A 17628-nucleotide genomic window follows, 5' to 3' on the forward strand; every position below is an offset into this window, starting at 1 on the left:
ATTAAGCGCCTTTCAGCATTTGCTGAATCATCAAAGAAGAATTCTCAGCGGCTACCTTTAGATACTCTTCAAAACTCTTAGGTGATTCTTTGCCTGCGATATCAGATAAAGAGCGGACAACCACAAACGGCGTTCCAAATTTGAAGCACACTTGTGCAACAGCCGCCGCTTCCATTTCAACTGCAACAAGGTCAGGAAATGTTGTGCGCACAGCTTCAACACGGACAGGATCGTTCATGAAACTATCACCAGTGCCGATCAAACCTACTTTCGCTTGCACCTGAGTCACAGCTTGCAACGCATTTTTCGCCTTGTTCATTAAAGCAACATCAGCAGGATAAGTCGCTGGCATATTAGGAACTTGGCCCATCACATAACCAAAGGCTGTCACATCCACATCATGATGAACAACCTGATCAGAAATCACCACATCACCAACCTGTAGCTCAGGATCAAACCCTCCTGCAGAGCCAATGTTTATGACATATTCAGGGTTGAATTCAGACAATAGCAAGGTAGTTGACACGGCCGCGTTTACTTTCCCAATACCCGATTTCAGCAAAACAACGTCTTTACCTTCAAAATGACCAATAAAAAAATCACATCCAGCAATAGACTGCTCACGAACGTCTGTCATCCAAGCTTTGATAACAGCTACTTCTTCATCCATGGCGCCGATTAATCCAATTACGCTCATTCATTACTCCTAGAATTTGTATTGTGTTGCATAACGTCTTGTGTAAAAAACCGTATTTGCTCACCAGAGTTAGGTGAAACCAAATCAAACAAAATCACATTATCCGGCATGTCCGGCCACTTTTGCACAGAATAGAAGCGTACATTAGGAAAAGCAGTTTGTGCGGCCAATATAACAGCCGATGACTGGGGCTCCAATAACACGATAATGGCATTAGGTTGATACGATAACACCAGATCATAATCCGCCAAATCTGACAGCCACTGAGTGGCGATAGTACATTGCTCTAATTCATTATACCAAATAGCCTTAGTGACCCGGCTTCCGCCCACCATCACCCAACATACTTCCTGTTCATTGTGGTTCGCTATAGAGATCCCATCCTCTTCGCATGCTTTAAGCAATACCTGATACAAATTGTAATCAAAGAAACAGCCTTGCAAGGTATAAACGCTATCATCAATTTGTGAAGGGGTTTGGCTATTAAGCCAAATGATGGGGAGGTGGTCCCGCTTATGTTTCAGCTTCAGAGCCAGTGTCATATCGATTTGAGATTGGACGTCTTTATCACAACCAATCAATACCGCGTCAAACTTGGTTAATACATTGGACTGAGTGAAAAAGCTGTCAGTCGAAGCGTACTCCTCTACCTTCAAACCAAACCGCTGTAATGCCTCTGTTACAACGCAAGCATAAGGATAATCATTGGCTATCCAAGCAATTACTTGGTTTGCTTGTAACGATAAAGCATCCTCGCCAGCCTCGTTAACATCCATCATTATATTTAACTGTAGAGCATTGTTTTGAAGTGTTTTTTTATGCCCGCCAAGGCTTTCTGACAACATTTTAATCATCCAAAAGAACAGCGGTCGAAAAGCCATGTCGTTCATCGCAATGATCTCCAGCTCCATATCGCTGTTAAATCGAATACTCAAACGACGCTCGGCCATATCATTCGACATAACCATCATGAGCAAGGTACGCACCAAACCTCGAAAATGCACGCCAACCGCCACGACTTTGCTACCCGTTTCGACAGAGCAATCAACCAAAGCCCGCGTTGCTTCGATTCCCATCGCTGCCATGACACAATCACTTTCCTGACGAAAAACATCCCCAAGAGGGAGATAAGATACATCCTGGTCCTGCTGACCAATGCCGTCTAGCACAGACAGCAACAAGGTAATCCAACCTTTCAAATGGCTTGACTCTATATGGCTTGGTAATTGTGATAGATAACTTAACTCGTTCAGTATGGCATCCGTATCCACTTTCCTCTCGATCAAAGAAGACAATGGGCTTAACTGCTCTAGCTGCCAAGTGAGACTAGTTTCTTGAGTAATATCCTTACCTACTAATAACAAGCCACGGTAGTCGCTTTCATTTCTGAATGTATAAGCATGCCATTGATATATCCGCCCTAACTCAGTCAATGTTAAGTCAAAGGTAATACCAATATTCCCCTTTAATGCATCCTGAATAGAGCGATGACTGGTAATAGGCATAAAATCAAAAAGCGTTCGAGCTTTAACTGAATTAGGAAAAATATGACGAGCTTCGACATTCACTAACTCAACTTCAGCCACCTCATTGCAGAAGATAACTGCACTGTGTACCGAGTCTGATAGCAACAGGAAACGCTTATCCTTCGCTTCTATCTCAGCCATCAACTGACGACTTTGACGTTGGATCGGCTGTAACTCAATATAAGGGATGAGTTCTTCTTCTTGCTTGTACACAACCGTTTCGATCGGTTGAAAAATTAATACCTTCATCTGTCGAACAAGCAAGAAATAGAACACCAACAACGCAACGCCCACGGATAGAATCAGTGGCAAAGCATTTGTAAATATTGCCGAGGAGATGGAGTTCGCCTCGATCACATCTAATTGTAAATTGTCCTGAATAGGTGAAATCAAAGGTAAACTCGAGCGCAATGAATTAGCAGACAAATCCACTCCCGCTTTGTGCTCTTCCAACAAAACACGATTATGCGACACATCGTAGATACGAACAGCGCTAACCACAGCACTATCCAACAGTTCATTGGCTAGGGTTAAATTGTCATTTAAGGAAATGAAACCATACAAAAAGCCAGTACTATCCTGCTCTTCAGATAACAATTTTGTTTTAAGCACCAATAAGGTTGCGCCATCCTCAGTCTTAACCGACGCCCATCGATTTAGAAGCCCTGCCCCAATAACCGTTTTAAAGTCCGCCTTAGTAAATAAACGCGCTCTTGGGTCCATGGAGTAGTTGCCATTTGCCCATTCAATATAGAAAAAATCTAACCCGCCAAAAAATAATACTTCATGATGACTAAATAATAAGTCCAACTCACGACCAGCAATAGAATCGCTCGAAGAAAGATCTTGTCCTATGAACTTCATCTCGTCTTCAGCACGCGCCAAATAAGCATTAAAGGCCTGCTCCACCACTTGGTGCTTCAACGCCAAGTTTTTCTGTTTCGCCGCCTGCGTCAAAGTATCAATAAAAAAGACACTTAATAATACGACCACTAAAAAAATAGCGACCATCAGCATTAACGCTTTTTGCCGTAATCGACGCTGTAAACTCACCGTTACTGCCGCCATAAATCCACCGAATATTGATAAGCTTGTTGAACCATCAAACGCAAACTCTCAGAGTCTAATTCAGCAGGCATCAATGTTGAATTTGCCACATAGAGAGTAGGCATATTCTTGCCTTCGAGATCGAGCTTAATCGCCTCAGCGACCGCGATGGATAAATTATCTTTCATAAACAGCACGGTCACTTTTACGTTCCGATTAACTAAATCTTCAATTCCATTAGGAGACAAGCCCCATGCATTAGTCTGAGTCTTAGAACCAGCAACGCTTTCCTCCAACGCAGCCACAACGCCTTCTGAAATATTTTGAGAGCAACTAAAAATAAAATCCGTTGGCGTCTCTTTTAAAAACACTTTCGCTGCCTCAAAGGCTTGTTGCTTGTCATCAGCGACAACGCGAATACGGCTAACGTGGCGATTGTACTTAAGCATTTCATCTAAAAATAAATCACATCGTGAATGACCAAGATATCCTTCTGGCAACACCAGCGCTGAAATAGTGGTCTCGGGGGGGAACTGACGGTCAAGGTAACTTGCCAATCTAGTCGTTGCCCTTTTCTGATCAAAACCGATATACATTAGCGGAGAATGATTCATCCAATGCGTTAACGGTGATGCAAAATCGTACAAAATAACCTTGGTCTTCCCCGCTCGCAAAAAGCGCTCTAAAAAGCGGCGCTGCACAAAACCCAGTTTCGTCATCACAATATAATCAGGAGGCGTTGCTGCTATTTTAAGGTACGCTGAGAAGTCCGTTTCATTGTGGTTTCGCCCCAGATAAACATCCAGTCGATAATCAATACCCAATTCACGCATGCGTTTTCGGAGCGTCATTTGCAGTGCTTTGTTTTCAATAGCGTCTTCATCGCCAAAAAGAAACAACGCAATACGTATCGCATTTTTTTGCGTTATCCGAATCGGGCTAGGAGGAGAATTAATAATGGTTGTAAACTGCTCGGCTAAAGGACCCTGCCTAGGGCTTAGCTGATAATAGTCATGGCTATCCATTAGGTTTAAAGCCATGTTTGCAGCTTGCACCGTCAGGCAAGTACTCCCAAGAAAGAGAAATACCAAAAAAATACGAAGCCTATGCATTATCAAACCTGATATACCCATCCACAGAAAGAAATATTCTATCTAAATTAACGAACTTTCGTGACAACAGGAACAAGAAAATACCAGCAGACACCTAAAAAGGTAGAAAGAGTAATCGAAAATAGAAATACGATAGGTGAGTACAAATTTCAGACATAAAAAAAGCCGACATAAAGTCAGCTTTTTTTAAAATTTGGTGCGGAAGGAGAGACTCGAACTCTCACGCCGTGAAGCACTGGAACCTAAATCCAGCGTGTCTACCAATTCCACCACTCCCGCAAGGAATGGCGAGCATTATAGGTAATTGAATTTCTCGGTCAATAGTTTTTTTTCTTTTTCATGAAAAAAACTAAAAAAATTACTCTTCACCCCACCTACTCGCCATTTTTGATCAAACCTCACTCAATTTAGAGCAAGATTTAAAAAACTCGACCACTAGAATATTCACCGTGTTCGTAACGTACAGCCATCTCTTCCAGATCCATAGTATGAATACGAGAAGCCTGACCTGCACAACCAAACGCTTCATAGCGATCAATACAAACCGCTTTCATCGCTTTAATACTTTCTGTTAAGTATTTACGCGGATCAAAGTTACCTTTGTGCTCAGCTAAGCTACGACGAATCGCGCCCGTTGCCGCCAAACGCAAATCCGTATCGATATTCACTTTACGAACACCGTAACGAATCGCCTTAACAATCTCTTCTACTGGCACACCATAAGTTTCTGGGATATCACCACCAAACTCATTGATAATAGATAACCAATCTTGAGGAACAGAAGACGAGCCATGCAGTACAATATGCGTATTTGGTAGTAGTGCGACAATTTTCGCAATACGCTCGATATCAAGAATATCGCCAGTCGGTGGACGCGTAAATTTGTAAGCACCGTGGCTTGTACCAATCGCTACAGCCAATGCATCAATACCAGTCGCATTAACGAAGTCTACCGCTTCTTGCGGATCCGTCAGCATTTGATCATGAGAAAGAATGCCTTCTGCACCCACGCCATCTTCTTCACCAGCTTGACCTGTCTCTAGAGAACCCAATACACCCAGTTCACCTTCTACAGACACACCACAGGCATGCGCAAACTCAACCGTGCGACGAGTTACATCGACGTTATACTCATAGCTTGCAGGGGTTTTACCATCGGCCATCAAAGAACCGTCCATCATGACAGAAGAAAAGCCAAGCTGGATAGAACGCTGGCAAATCGCTGGCGATGTGCCGTGGTCTTGGTGCATAACAACAGGAATATGTGGGTAGTCTTCAATCGCAGCCGCAATCAAGTGACGTAAAAAGTGTGAACCAGCGTATTTGCGAGCACCAGCGGATGCTTGCATGATAACTGGCGAGTTCACTTCATGGGCTGCTTCCATAATTGCCTTAACTTGTTCCATGTTATTCACATTGAACGCTGGCAAACCATAGCTGTGTTCCGCTGCATGGTCGAGCAGTTGACGCATACTAATTAAAGGCATAAAAGGTTTCCTCTGACAATTTGTCTTGTTTTGTATTTATAACGTTTGGAGTTACGGTGTTTGATAACTCGCATTATTTGTAATCACAGCATTGCTTATCACAAGCTATGTGGCTTACGCCTTATCGTTATTGTCATACTTAGCTTACGCTGAGTAGGTCACTCTCTAGTTTTGTTTTTCGTTAACACCGCTTTCAGCACAACTCACACTAAGCTTACACCGATGTTAACGAAATAGGCTTTACGCCTTTTTTATTACTTATAAATTTTTTAGAACGATCTTTGTCATTCTTTGATACTAATTTTGCGCGCGAGACTCTAACATCGCAACCGCTGGCAACACTTTTCCTTCAACAAATTCTAAAAACGCCCCGCCACCTGTAGAAATATAAGAAATTTTATCGGCTAAGCCATATTTATCGATCGCTGCTAACGTATCTCCGCCACCAGCAACAGAGAAAGCTTCACTGTCTGCAATGGCTTGAGCAACGACTTCTGTGCCCTTAGAAAAGTTATCAAACTCAAACACACCACATGGCCCATTCCATAGAATGGTTTTGGCATTTTTTAGAATTTCAGCAAGCACTTGAGCAGAATCCGGACCTAAGTCCATAATTTCTTCATTATCCGCCACTTGATCAACAGGCTTAATCGTTGCAACCGCTGTTTCTGAAAACTCTGTTCCGACACGAACGTCCGTCAACTCAGGAATGTCTAAATCGGCCATCAATTTTTGAGCCTGAGGGATTAAGTCTTTTTCATGCAATGACTTACCAACATTGTAGCCACGAGCGGCAACAAACGTATTAGAGATACCGCCACCCACGATCAGCTGATCACACACTTTAGATAACGACTCTAATACGGTTAATTTAGTCGATACTTTTGAACCACCTACAACCGCCACCAAAGGGCGAGCAGGATTATCAAGCGCTTTACCTAATGCTTCCAACTCTGCTGCCAATAATGGGCCAGCACAAGCTACCGGCGCATATTTAGCGACACCATGCGTTGATGCATGGGCACGGTGAGCCGTTCCAAATGCATCCATGACAAACACATCACACAAGGCTGCCATTTTTTTAGACAGCGTTTCATCATCTTTTTTCTCGCCAAGGTTAAAGCGCACGTTTTCAACTAAAACAAGCTGACCAGATTCAACCTCAACACCATCCAACCAATCTTTAACTAATGGCACATCTTGTCCTAACAGACTAGCAAGATGTGTCGCAACAGGTTGAAGTGAAAACTCTTCTTCGTACTGCCCTTCTGTAGGACGACCAAGGTGCGACATCACCATAACTTTAGCGCCCGCGTCTAACGCCAATTTAATGGTTGGCAAAGCCGCACGAATACGTGCATCGCTGGTTACTTTGCCATCTTTTACCGGTACATTCAGATCTTCGCGAATCAATACTCTTTTGTTCGTCAGATCCACGTCTTTCATATTAATTACAGTCATGTACGATGTCCTCGTCGTTTAAACTTCTGATATCTCAATCCAAATTTGATTGTTCAATCACACCTGCCCAATGCTTAGCCACGTCTAACATTCGGTTAGCGTAGCCCCATTCATTATCAAACCAACATAGCAACTTCACCATTCGCTGATCAATCACTTGGGTTTGTGTGCTATCTATAATTACTGAGCGTGGATCATGATTAAAATCCACAGACGCATGCGCTTCTTTAGTGAACCCCATTAGCCCAGCGTATTTTGTGCTAGCCGCTTGCTCTAGCTGAGAGTTTATTTGCTCAACTGTCACGTCCCGTTCAGTCCTCAAAACCAAATCAATCACTGAGACATTTAATGTTGGCACACGTACCGCATTACAACCCATTTTTCCGTCAAGTTCTGGCATCATCCGTGTAATACCCTTCGCCAAACCGGTATCAACAGGAATAATAGAGCTCAAGGCCGCACGGGTTAGGCGTAAATCATTGGTATGATAACCATCAATCACAGGCTGATCATTCATAGCCGAGTGAATCGTCTGCGTCATACCATGCGCCACGCCAGAAAATTGCTTCACGACGTCCAAAACAGGAATCAAACAATTCGTCGTACACGATGCCGCCGACACAATTTTCTGATCCGCTTGAATATCTTGGTGATTAAAACCATACACAATCGTCGCATCCACATCCGCAGCAGCAGGTTGGGAAAGCAACATTCGTGGAACACCGGCATTTAAATACGCTTGTGCACTTTCTCGGCTGGAGAAACTGCCAGAGCACTCCAACACCATATCAAGCTCAAGAGAAGACCAATCCAACGCCTCAGGAGTGGCACAAGAAAAACATAAAATACTGTCATCTCCGATCAGCAATGCATTGCCTTGGATCGAGACAGGCTTAGGGAAACGGCCATGAGTGGTGTCATAGCGAGTAAGGTAACTGATTGTCTCAATATCGGACAATTCATTAATAGCAACCACTTGAATGTGATCGCGGTAGCCGCTTTCATACAGAGCCCGTAATACCGAGCGTCCGACACGACCATAACCATTGATAGCGACTCGCAACATATTCCTACTACTTCATCGCAAAGAAAGTGACCGAAAATCATCACCTTCCGCCTTAATAAAAGGAAAAAGAGGCATACATCCGTACGCCTCTTTACTTATCAAGCAACCAGATTACGCCGCGAGTATTTTCTCAGCAGTCGCAACCACATTGTCTACTGTAAAGCCGAAGTGTTTCATAAGATCGCCACCAGGAGCAGACTCACCGAACGTTGTCATGCCTACCATAGCGCCTTCGAAACCAACGTACTTGTACCAGTAATCCGTGTGAGCCGCTTCGATAGCAACACGCTTCGTCACACTACTTGGTAACACAGACTCTTTATAAGCAGCATCTTGCGCTTCAAAGACATCCGTAGATGGCATAGAAACCACACGCACTTTCGTACCCTTCGCTGTTAGTGCTTCCGCAGAATCCATTGCTAGACCCACTTCAGAACCCGTAGCAATCAAGATAAGCTCAGGTGTCCCTGCGCAATCTTTCAGAACGTAACCGCCTTTCGCAGCATTCGCTAATTGTTGTGCATCACGCGCTTGCGCAGGCAAACCTTGGCGAGAGAAAACCAAAGAGGTTGGGCCAGTACGACGTTCGATACCTGCTTTCCAAGCAATCGCCGTTTCTGCCGCATCACAAGGACGCCATACAGACATATTTGGCGTCATGCGCAAATTCGCCAATTGCTCGATAGGCTGGTGAGTTGGGCCGTCTTCGCCTTGACCGATAGAATCGTGCGTGTAAACAAATACGTTTTGAATGCCCATAAGAGCAGACATGCGTACGGCATTACGCGCGTACTCCATAAACATCATGAAAGTCGCACCGTAGTTAATGAAACCACCGTGCAAAGAAGCACCATTCATAATGCCACTCATACCAAATTCACGAACACCGTAGAACACATAGTTGCCCGCTGGGTCGTCTTGAATACCTTTAGAACCAGACCATAGAGTCAAGTTAGAACCGGCAAGGTCAGCAGAACCACCTAGCAGCTCTGGCAACATAGAGCCAAAGAAACCAATCGCATTTTGTGATGCTTTACGGCTGGCAATGCTCTCGCCTTTCTCTTGGCTTTCTTGAATGAAAGCTTGCGCTTTGGCTTCAAAATCCGCAGGCAATTCGCCTTTAATCACACGACGCTCAAATTCTGCTGCCAATTCTGGGTAAGCGGCCTTATAGGCTTCGAATTGAGAGTTCCACTGAGCTTCGCGAGCAGAGCCAGCTTCTTTCGCATCCCAACCAGAATATACATCAGCAGGGATCTCGAACGGTGCATATGGCCAGCCAAGGAATTCACGAGCTGCCGCAATTTCAGCATCGCCCAAAGGCGCACCGTGACAGTCATGGCTACCAGATTTATTTGGCGAGCCAAAACCGATAATGGTTTTGCAACAAATTAGTGTCGGTTTAGTCGTTTCTGCTTTCGCAGCTTCAATCGCCGCTTTGATCGCTTCTGGATCATGTCCATCTACGTCTGCAATTACGTGCCAACCATACGCTTCAAAACGCTGTGGCGTATTATCAGTAAACCAGCCCTCAACATGACCATCGATAGAGATACCGTTGTCATCCCAGAAAGCAACCAATTTACCCAAGCCCAACGTGCCAGCAAGAGACGCCGCTTCGTGAGAAATACCTTCCATCAAACAACCGTCGCCTAGGAAACAGTAAGTATTGTGGTCAACAATCGTATGGCCTTCACGGTTAAACTGCGCAGCGAGCGTTTTCTCAGCAATCGCCATACCAACAGCATTACTGATACCGGCACCCAATGGGCCAGTAGTCGTTTCTACACCATCGGTATAGCCGTATTCTGGGTGCCCTGGTGTTTTAGAATGAAGTTGACGGAACTGTTTTAAATCTTCGATAGCCAATTTATAGCCAGAAAGATGCAGTAAAGAATAAATCAACATAGAGCCATGGCCGTTTGACAACACAAAGCGGTCGCGATCAACCCATTTTGAATTGTTTGGGTTGTGCTTTAGAAAATCATTCCATAGCACTTCAGCGATATCCGCCATACCCATTGGTGCACCTGGGTGACCAGAGTTAGCTTTTTGTACGGCATCCATACTCAATGCACGTATGGCGTTAGCAAGTTGTTTACGAGACGGCATGGTTATTCCACTCCTGATAGCTTAACGAACAATAGAAGTAACATTCTCTACGGGATAGAACCACGATACAAGGTTGGCACCTTCGTAACGCCCAAACACAGGGCAAAGAAAATGAAATCACATAGAAATCTGCACCATCGTAACAAAAAAACCGCCTTTTGCCTCATTAAAATCCACATACTGGGTTGATATTTAAACAACGCTAGTTCATGATTCGCACTATTAATACAGCGTCGATTTGTCTCGGCTTGCGGGCGCTATATAAACTCAGCTAAACAGATACGCAAGAACCTGTTTAGCACTTTTGATGCGAAGCAGGTTTTTTTATGCCTGTTTAGCGACTAACTCAGCTAAAGAGGAAAGCTCAATATGTCAGAATATTCTTTATTTACCTCAGAATCCGTTTCTGAAGGTCATCCCGATAAAATCGCGGACCAAGTGTCCGATGCCATTCTTGATGCCATTTTGGCAGAAGATCCAGAAGCCCGCGTGGCGTGTGAAACCCTCGTCAAAACCGGCATGGTATTAGTCGCTGGTGAAGTTCGTACCAACGCATGGGTCGACATCGAAGAAATATCTCGTGGCGTTATCCGTGAAATTGGCTACAACAGCTCAGACATGGGTTTCGACTGGGAATCTTGTGCCGTCATGAATGCCATTGGTAAACAGTCCTCTGACATTGCCGTCGGTGTCGATGAAGCCAATGAAAAAGAACAAGGCGCTGGCGACCAAGGTTTGATGTTTGGTTTTGCCACAAACGAAACGGACGTACTAATGCCTGCGCCGATCACTTACGCGCATCGTTTGGTTCAACGCCAAGCAGAAGTTCGCAAAAACGGTACGCTAGACTTCCTTCGCCCAGATGCGAAAAGCCAAGTTACTTTCCGCTACGACGAAAACGGCAAGCCATGCGCTATTGATGCGGTTGTTCTTTCAACACAGCACAGTGCATCAGTGAAACAAGCCGATCTTCGTGAAGCAGTAATGGAAGAAATCATTAAACCTGTGCTTCCTGCGGAATGGCTATCAAAAGAAACCAAATACTTCATCAACCCAACAGGTCAGTTCATCATAGGCGGCCCGGTTGGCGATTGTGGCCTAACTGGCCGTAAAATCATCGTTGATACCTACGGCGGCATGGCTCGTCACGGCGGCGGTGCTTTCTCTGGTAAAGATCCATCTAAAGTTGACCGCTCTGCAGCTTACGCTGGTCGCTATGTGGCGAAAAACATTGTCGCAGCGGGTCTTGCTGACAAATGTGAGATTCAAATCTCGTACGCTATCGGTGTGGCTGAGCCAACATCTATCAGTATCAACACCTTCGGTACTGGCAAAGTCAGCGACACGGTGATTTCACAATTGGTTCGTGAGCATTTCGAATTACGCCCAGCCGGTTTAATTAAAATGCTGGATCTAAAACGCCCAATTTACCTACCAACAGCGGCTTACGGTCACTTTGGTCGTGAAGGCGAAAATTTCACTTGGGAAAAAACAGACAAAGCAGACGCATTGCGCAAAGCTGCGGGTTTATAATTCCCTGAATTTTCGCTATAAAGCCTTCTTCTGTCCTACTATCATTATGGGGCAGAAGAAGGCTTTTTTATTTCTATCCTTAATACTTTCGAAAACATAAGGCAAAGCATGCGCATTCCACGAATTTTTATCGACACAGAACTCAACGAGAATAGCACCCTTGCCCTACCAGACTCAGCGTTTCAGCATCTCTGCAAAGTTCTGCGCCTAAAGTCAGGCCACCCTCTTCGCGTATTTAATGGCCAAGAGTTTAATAGTAAAAGTCGTCAATATAATGCGACACTAAGTGACGTCGAAAAACGCTCTGCCAGTATTCAAATAGCGGATTTCGAAGAGTTAGAGAACGAATCTCCAATTCAAGTTACCGTTGGACAAACGCTGTCTAGGGGTGAGCGCATGGATTACGCCATTCAAAAATCTGTCGAAGCGGGTGTCTTTGCTATTCAGCCGCTTTTTAGTGAACGCTGCGAAGTAAAGCTACAAGACAGCCGTGCGGAAAAACGTCTGCAACATTGGCAACAAGTTGCCATCAGTGCGGCTGAACAATGTGGTCGTGGTATTGTCCCGACAGTGTATCCACCGATAGAATTGACGGAGTGGATCACGAATTGTAACGAAATGTTAAAGCTTACATTGCATCACCATAGCGCAAAACCTATCCGACAATTCGAAAAACCCAGTAACAATCGCATCGCTTTATTGATTGGGCCTGAAGGTGGACTTAGTGAAAAAGAAGTGCAACTGTCTGAAAAATCAGGATTTAATGCAATTTCACTTGGACCAAGAGTGCTAAGAACAGAAACAGCTCCCATTGTCGCGCTCAGCGTAATCAACGCTCTATGGGGCGATATTTAAACTGTACGTCATAACAGAATAGCAACATATTCATAGAATCAATGGATCTATCATTCAAGTAGAAAATTTAAAGGATAGGGAATCACATGTTTTACCGAATAGTGTTAACTTGCACGGTCTATATTGGCGCCGCTTTTGTACCTGCAATATCGCACGCTATCTCTCTTGAAGAAGCTACTTATACCGCAATCGAAAATAGCCCAACAGTACGACAAGCTATTGCAAAATACCGAGAAACCAAAGAGAGCGCAGATATTGCGCGACGTTCAGGTTACTACCCTAGCATCGACCTTTCTGCGGGAATAGGCCAAGAAACCACCTACGCTGACGACAACCCAGGTTCCGCAGACGTTGACCTTGCTCGTCGAGAGCTCACTTTATCTCTGAATCAACCTATTTTTAATGGTTTCTCTACGGTCAATGAGGTAGAACGTTTACAAAGTGAAGCAGAGGCTGATCGCTGGAGCGCTCTCATTTCCGTCGAAAATACAGCTCTTGAAGTCGCTCAAGTTTACGCCAATATTTTGCGCTACCGCGAGCTGGTAAACTTAGCAAAACTGAACCTGGAGACTCACCAACGCATTTATGGCCAAATAAAGCTTAAAAGCGATTCAGGCATAGGTAGGCAATCCGACCTCAGTCAAATTACCGCACGATTATCCAAGGCTCACGCAAACTATCTTGCTGCTGTGAATAACTTAAGAGACGCAGAAAGCAACTACAACAATATTGTTGGCGAAATGCCACCAAAAGAGCTGATTTATCCAATTCCAGATAACGACTTACTTCCAAAAGATCTCGACTCTGCGCTTAACGCTGCGTTAAAACAAAACCCAGCAATTGAAGGCGCTAAATGGGACGTTGCAGCCACTGAGAGCGCACAAAAGATTACCGATGCTGGCAAATACCCAACGGTTAATTTTGTTTTAGAGCGCACTTGGAATAACAATATTGATGGAACCGAAGGGCCAAGCGAAGATCTACTCGCAATGGTGCGCTTAAATTACAACCTCTACAGTGGCAACACACAAAAACGCCAAGCAGAGGTAGCGTCTCAGCAAAATATACAAGCCACTGAAATTCGACGTAATACAATTAGAGATACTGAATTAACAGTCCGTTTGGCATGGGCCGCCTTTGAAGCAACATCAGGTCAAAAAGAGCATATTCGTCAATACGTTATTGCCACGAAAGAATCTCAGATTGCCTATGAAAAACAATTTCGTTTAGGTCGACGTACATTGCTCGATGTACTGGACAGTGAAAATGAATTGTTCCAGGCACGTCAGGATTACGTGAATGCGGACTACGATCAGCTTTTTTCTGAATTCAGACTATTTAATGCAAAAGGCGAGTTAATGCGCGCGTTCCGTATTTATCGTCCGCAAGTACTTGGGTTCAATGACCAATTTGAGCCTGCCAAAGCGCCAATGGATATTCCCGCTACGGCCACTGAAGAATTGCAAGCAGCAGAAAGTACAATAACAGAAAAAGAATCTGCCAGCCCTCAAGCCAAGCCATCCGCTAGCAAAGCAGAAACACCAGCAGAGAATGAACTGTTTCTTGATGCAGGCGAAAGCGGCAGCTGGTAAGCAATCAACACAGAGTCTTTGAGTACCCATCCCATAGCCCCCAAAGACTCTGTCATCTTATGGCTTCAAGCGCCGACAGGATGACCAATTCTTATCTCTACGGCTCGCATTCAGTTCAATTTTTTATTTCTCAAATCAACTATATGAAAATCATGGGTGTTTTTTCTTCTCAGCGTCCCCATATTTCTATAGCATCAACATCTATTAATCGTTTTATTAAAGCGCTAAAACGTCGCTTTCGCTTTAGGAATCACCCTATGACTATTAAGCTCGGCATCGTTATGGATCCAATTGCATCCATTAACTACAAAAAAGACACTTCACTCGCCATGCTCTGGGCCGCCGCAGAAAAAGGTTGGCAACTTATCTACATGGAGCAAAAGGACTTATTCCTAGACAATGGCAAAGCCTACGCCATGACTCGTCCGCTCAATGTATACAAAGACCCAGAGCATTTTTATGACCTAGGTGACGAGAGCAAAATGGCTCTTGGCGAACTGGACGTGATCTTGATGCGTAAAGACCCACCGTTTGATGGTGAATTTGTCTACAGCACGATGATCTTAGAACAAGCAGAACGCGATGGTGCCATGGTTGTAAATGACCCAAAAAGCCTACGCGACTGCAATGAAAAACTCTTCGCAACCCAATTCCCACAATGCTGCCCAGCCGTACTTGTGACACGTCGCGCCGATTTATTGAAAAACTTTCACAAAGAACATGGCGACGTTATTTTCAAACCTTTAGATGGTATGGGTGGCACGTCTATCTTCCGCCTAAAACCGGACGATTCCAACGTCAGCGTTATTATTGAAACATTAACAAACATGGGCACAGAGCAGATCATGGCGCAGAAATTCATTCCTGAAATCAAACAGGGTGATAAGCGCATTTTAGTAGTTGATGGTGTACCAGTGCCGTACGCCCTAGCCCGTATTCCTGCTTCTGGTGAAACTCGTGGTAACTTAGCCGCAGGAGGCCGTGGTGAAGGTCGCCCTCTCAGCGACAGAGATCGTTGGATTTGTGAACAAGTGATTCCTTCTTTGAAAGAAAAGAATTTAATGTTTGTTGGCTTAGATGTGATCGGTGATTATCTCACTGAAATCAATGTCACCAGCCCAACGTGCGTACGTGAATTAGACACTCAATTCGATCTCAATATCGCCATGACGTTAATTGAAGCCATCGAGAAACGTCTTTCGTAATAGCCGATGCGAGTAATTGATAAATTTTCTATCGCGCTTTTCATCGCCATTAGCCTGCATGTGCTAATGGTGATGATTATTGGCTTCGATTTCGAACTCCCTTCCCCAAAACCCAAAACGCTCGAAGTGACACTTGTTCAACACACGACAAAAGCACCTACCGAAGCGGATTTCATCGCCCAAGCCAATCAAGAGGCAAGCGGGACAGAGCTACGAAAACAGAAGCTGACAACGACAGAGAATGCACAGTTTTTATCCGATACGATCCAAGAAATCTCTCCCCCAGTACAGCCCCAACTCGCTTCTCAGCAACCTATAGATGAACCAAGCTTGTTGGCAACACAAAACCAAGAAGCCGTTTTTGAAATCATTAACGAGCCAGATGAAGCCACTAAAACACTTGAAGAGCAGTTCCGTGGCGAAACTCAAATCCCCAGCCACCTTTCGAACGACATCGCCACGCTAGAAGCCCTGCTCGATCAACAACGACAATCCTATGCAAAACGCCCGAGAATTCGACGACTGACTTCCGTCTCAGCAAAATCAGCCATTGATGCGCAATATTTGGATGACTGGCGTCGTAAAATTGAGCGTATAGGGAATATACATTACCCAGAAGAAGCAAAACGAAATCACTTATATGGCGAACTACGCCTTGCCGTGATCATCCAGCCTTCAGGGTATGTCGATGATATAGAAGTATTACAGTCTTCTGGGATTAGAGTGTTAGACGACGCAGCCATGCGTATTGTGCGCCTTGCCGAGCCTTTTCAGGCCTTTCCAAGCGAATTAAAGAAAGAAGTGGATAAGCTGGAAATAATCCGTACTTGGCGATTTGTACCAGGTAACCAACTACAAAGCCGGTAAACAACAATCTGGCAATGAACATGCTAGACACAAAAAAGCCCTCGACTAGAGGGCTTCTTTTCTCGCTGGCTAAAGATAGCAATCAATCAAATTGACCATCACCCATAGCAAGGCGTATTTTCTTCATCGCGTTCTTTTCGAGCTGTCGAATACGTTCTGCTGACACACCGTACTCATCTGCTAGCTCATGCAATGTTGATTTCGCATCCGATAACCAACGCTGCACCAAAATATTTCGGCTACGCTCGTCAAGATCTGACATGGCCACTTCCAAACGCTGGTTAGAGTCTTCTTCCCAGTTGCCGTTTTCAAGCAAGGTGGCAGGGTCATATCGATGATCTTCTAAATACTGAGAAGGCGATTGGAAAGCACTGTCATCATCGTCATCCGCAGAAGCATCAAATGCCATATCAGACGCGCTTAAACGCCCTTCCATTTGACGAACCACTTCTGGCGTAACACCAAGATCACTCGCCACGGACTCGACTTCAGAGTTACTGAACCAAGACAATGACTTTTTCGCGCTGCGCAGATTAAAGAACATCTTACGTTGTGCTTTCGTTGTCGCAACTTTCACAATACGCCAGTTCTTCAGAATAAATTCATGAATCTCAGCTTTGATCCAGTGCACAGCAAAAGACACAAGACGCACACCCACTTCAGGATTGAAGCGTTTTACTGCTTTCATCAGTCCAACGTTGCCTTCTTGAATAAGGTCGCCTTGGGCTAAACCGTATCCAGAGTAACTTTTTGCAATATGTACAACAAATCTCAAATGCGACATTACTAACGTACGTGCTGCCTCAAGATCCTCTTTATAATATAGACGCTCGGCTAACGCTTTTTCTTCGTCTGCCGTCAGAATCGGAATTCGTCCGACTGCCTGCATATAAGACTCAAGGTTTTGGCCAGGAATCATCATGTCTGTAGGTTGGAGAGCTTTACCCATCTCTGTTTCCACCTTCTAGTTGTTCATACTGTGTACGACAAAATACTAACAAGTAAATTCTGCCTGTGTGTGACATAAATGTGAATAAACCATGGCTATTATCTTTATACTGATTATAG

Annotated in this window: 13 protein-coding genes and 1 tRNA gene; 5 read left to right on the top strand and 9 right to left on the bottom strand. The window is 44.5% G+C overall.

Annotated features, from left to right (window positions below; genetic code table 11):
• Nucleotide 1: 1 nt before the first annotated feature.
• From mtnN to tkt, 8 genes are all read right to left on the bottom strand, one after another.
• Entirely contained in the window at nt 2–697 is a 696-nt protein-coding gene (gene mtnN, locus DFP75_RS15835; protein ID WP_110577025.1) for a 5'-methylthioadenosine/S-adenosylhomocysteine nucleosidase, read from the bottom strand.
• Complete coding sequence (locus tag DFP75_RS15840) at nt 694–3291, bottom strand: nitrogen regulation protein NR(II) (RefSeq protein ID WP_110577026.1); 2598 nt, start codon at nt 3289–3291, stop codon at nt 694–696. The genes mtnN and DFP75_RS15840 overlap by 4 nt, the downstream gene beginning before the upstream one ends.
• Complete coding sequence (locus DFP75_RS15845; protein ID WP_245927075.1) at nt 3279–4310, bottom strand: substrate-binding domain-containing protein; 1032 nt, start codon at nt 4308–4310, stop codon at nt 3279–3281. Before DFP75_RS15845 ends, DFP75_RS15840 begins: the two co-directional genes overlap by 13 nt.
• 266 nt (nt 4311–4576) lie before the next feature.
• Nucleotides 4577–4661: transfer RNA gene (locus DFP75_RS15850), tRNA-Leu, on the bottom strand.
• A gap of 140 nt (nt 4662–4801) precedes the next feature.
• A complete protein-coding gene (gene fba, locus DFP75_RS15855) occupies nt 4802–5869 on the bottom strand; it encodes a class II fructose-bisphosphate aldolase (protein WP_110577028.1) in 1068 nt (355 codons plus the stop codon).
• A 297-nt stretch (nt 5870–6166) separates the two neighbouring features.
• Nucleotides 6167–7330 carry a phosphoglycerate kinase gene (locus tag DFP75_RS15860; RefSeq protein ID WP_110577029.1) on the bottom strand — a complete coding sequence of 388 codons (1164 nt, stop codon included), beginning with the start codon at nt 7328–7330 and terminating at the stop codon, nt 6167–6169.
• Between the two features lie 34 nt (nt 7331–7364).
• Nucleotides 7365–8396, bottom strand: coding sequence for a type I glyceraldehyde-3-phosphate dehydrogenase (locus tag DFP75_RS15865; protein WP_110577030.1), 1032 nt, complete (start codon nt 8394–8396; stop codon nt 7365–7367).
• A 111-nt stretch (nt 8397–8507) separates the two neighbouring features.
• Complete coding sequence (gene tkt, locus DFP75_RS15870; protein WP_110577031.1) at nt 8508–10508, bottom strand: transketolase; 2001 nt, start codon at nt 10506–10508, stop codon at nt 8508–8510.
• A 369-nt stretch (nt 10509–10877) separates the two neighbouring features.
• On the opposite strand from tkt, the gene metK reads away from it, so the two are divergent.
• From metK to DFP75_RS15895, 5 genes are all read left to right on the top strand, one after another.
• Nucleotides 10878–12041 (top strand): methionine adenosyltransferase, encoded by a 1164-nt coding sequence (gene metK, locus DFP75_RS15875; RefSeq protein ID WP_110577032.1) that lies wholly within the window; start codon nt 10878–10880, stop codon nt 12039–12041.
• A 108-nt stretch (nt 12042–12149) separates the two neighbouring features.
• Entirely contained in the window at nt 12150–12896 is a 747-nt protein-coding gene (locus tag DFP75_RS15880) for a 16S rRNA (uracil(1498)-N(3))-methyltransferase (RefSeq protein WP_110577033.1), read from the top strand.
• Nucleotides 12897–12982: 86 nt separating this feature from the next.
• Nucleotides 12983–14488 carry a TolC family outer membrane protein gene (locus tag DFP75_RS15885; RefSeq protein WP_110577034.1) on the top strand — a complete coding sequence of 502 codons (1506 nt, stop codon included), beginning with the start codon at nt 12983–12985 and terminating at the stop codon, nt 14486–14488.
• Between the two features lie 257 nt (nt 14489–14745).
• Entirely contained in the window at nt 14746–15693 is a 948-nt protein-coding gene (gshB, locus tag DFP75_RS15890; protein ID WP_110577127.1) for a glutathione synthase, read from the top strand.
• A 6-nt stretch (nt 15694–15699) separates the two neighbouring features.
• Nucleotides 15700–16560 (top strand): energy transducer TonB, encoded by an 861-nt coding sequence (locus tag DFP75_RS15895; RefSeq protein ID WP_110577035.1) that lies wholly within the window; start codon nt 15700–15702, stop codon nt 16558–16560.
• 82 nt (nt 16561–16642) lie between these two features.
• On the opposite strand, the gene rpoH is transcribed toward DFP75_RS15895, so the two are convergent.
• On the bottom strand, nt 16643–17509 hold the full coding sequence (gene rpoH, locus DFP75_RS15900; RefSeq protein ID WP_110577036.1) for an RNA polymerase sigma factor RpoH: 867 nt from the start codon (nt 17507–17509) through the stop codon (nt 16643–16645).
• Nucleotides 17510–17628: the final 119 nt, after the last annotated feature.

Source organism: Marinomonas alcarazii, from assembly GCF_003208215.1.
In the GTDB taxonomy this organism is placed as follows: Bacteria; Pseudomonadota; Gammaproteobacteria; order Pseudomonadales; family Marinomonadaceae; genus Marinomonas; species Marinomonas alcarazii.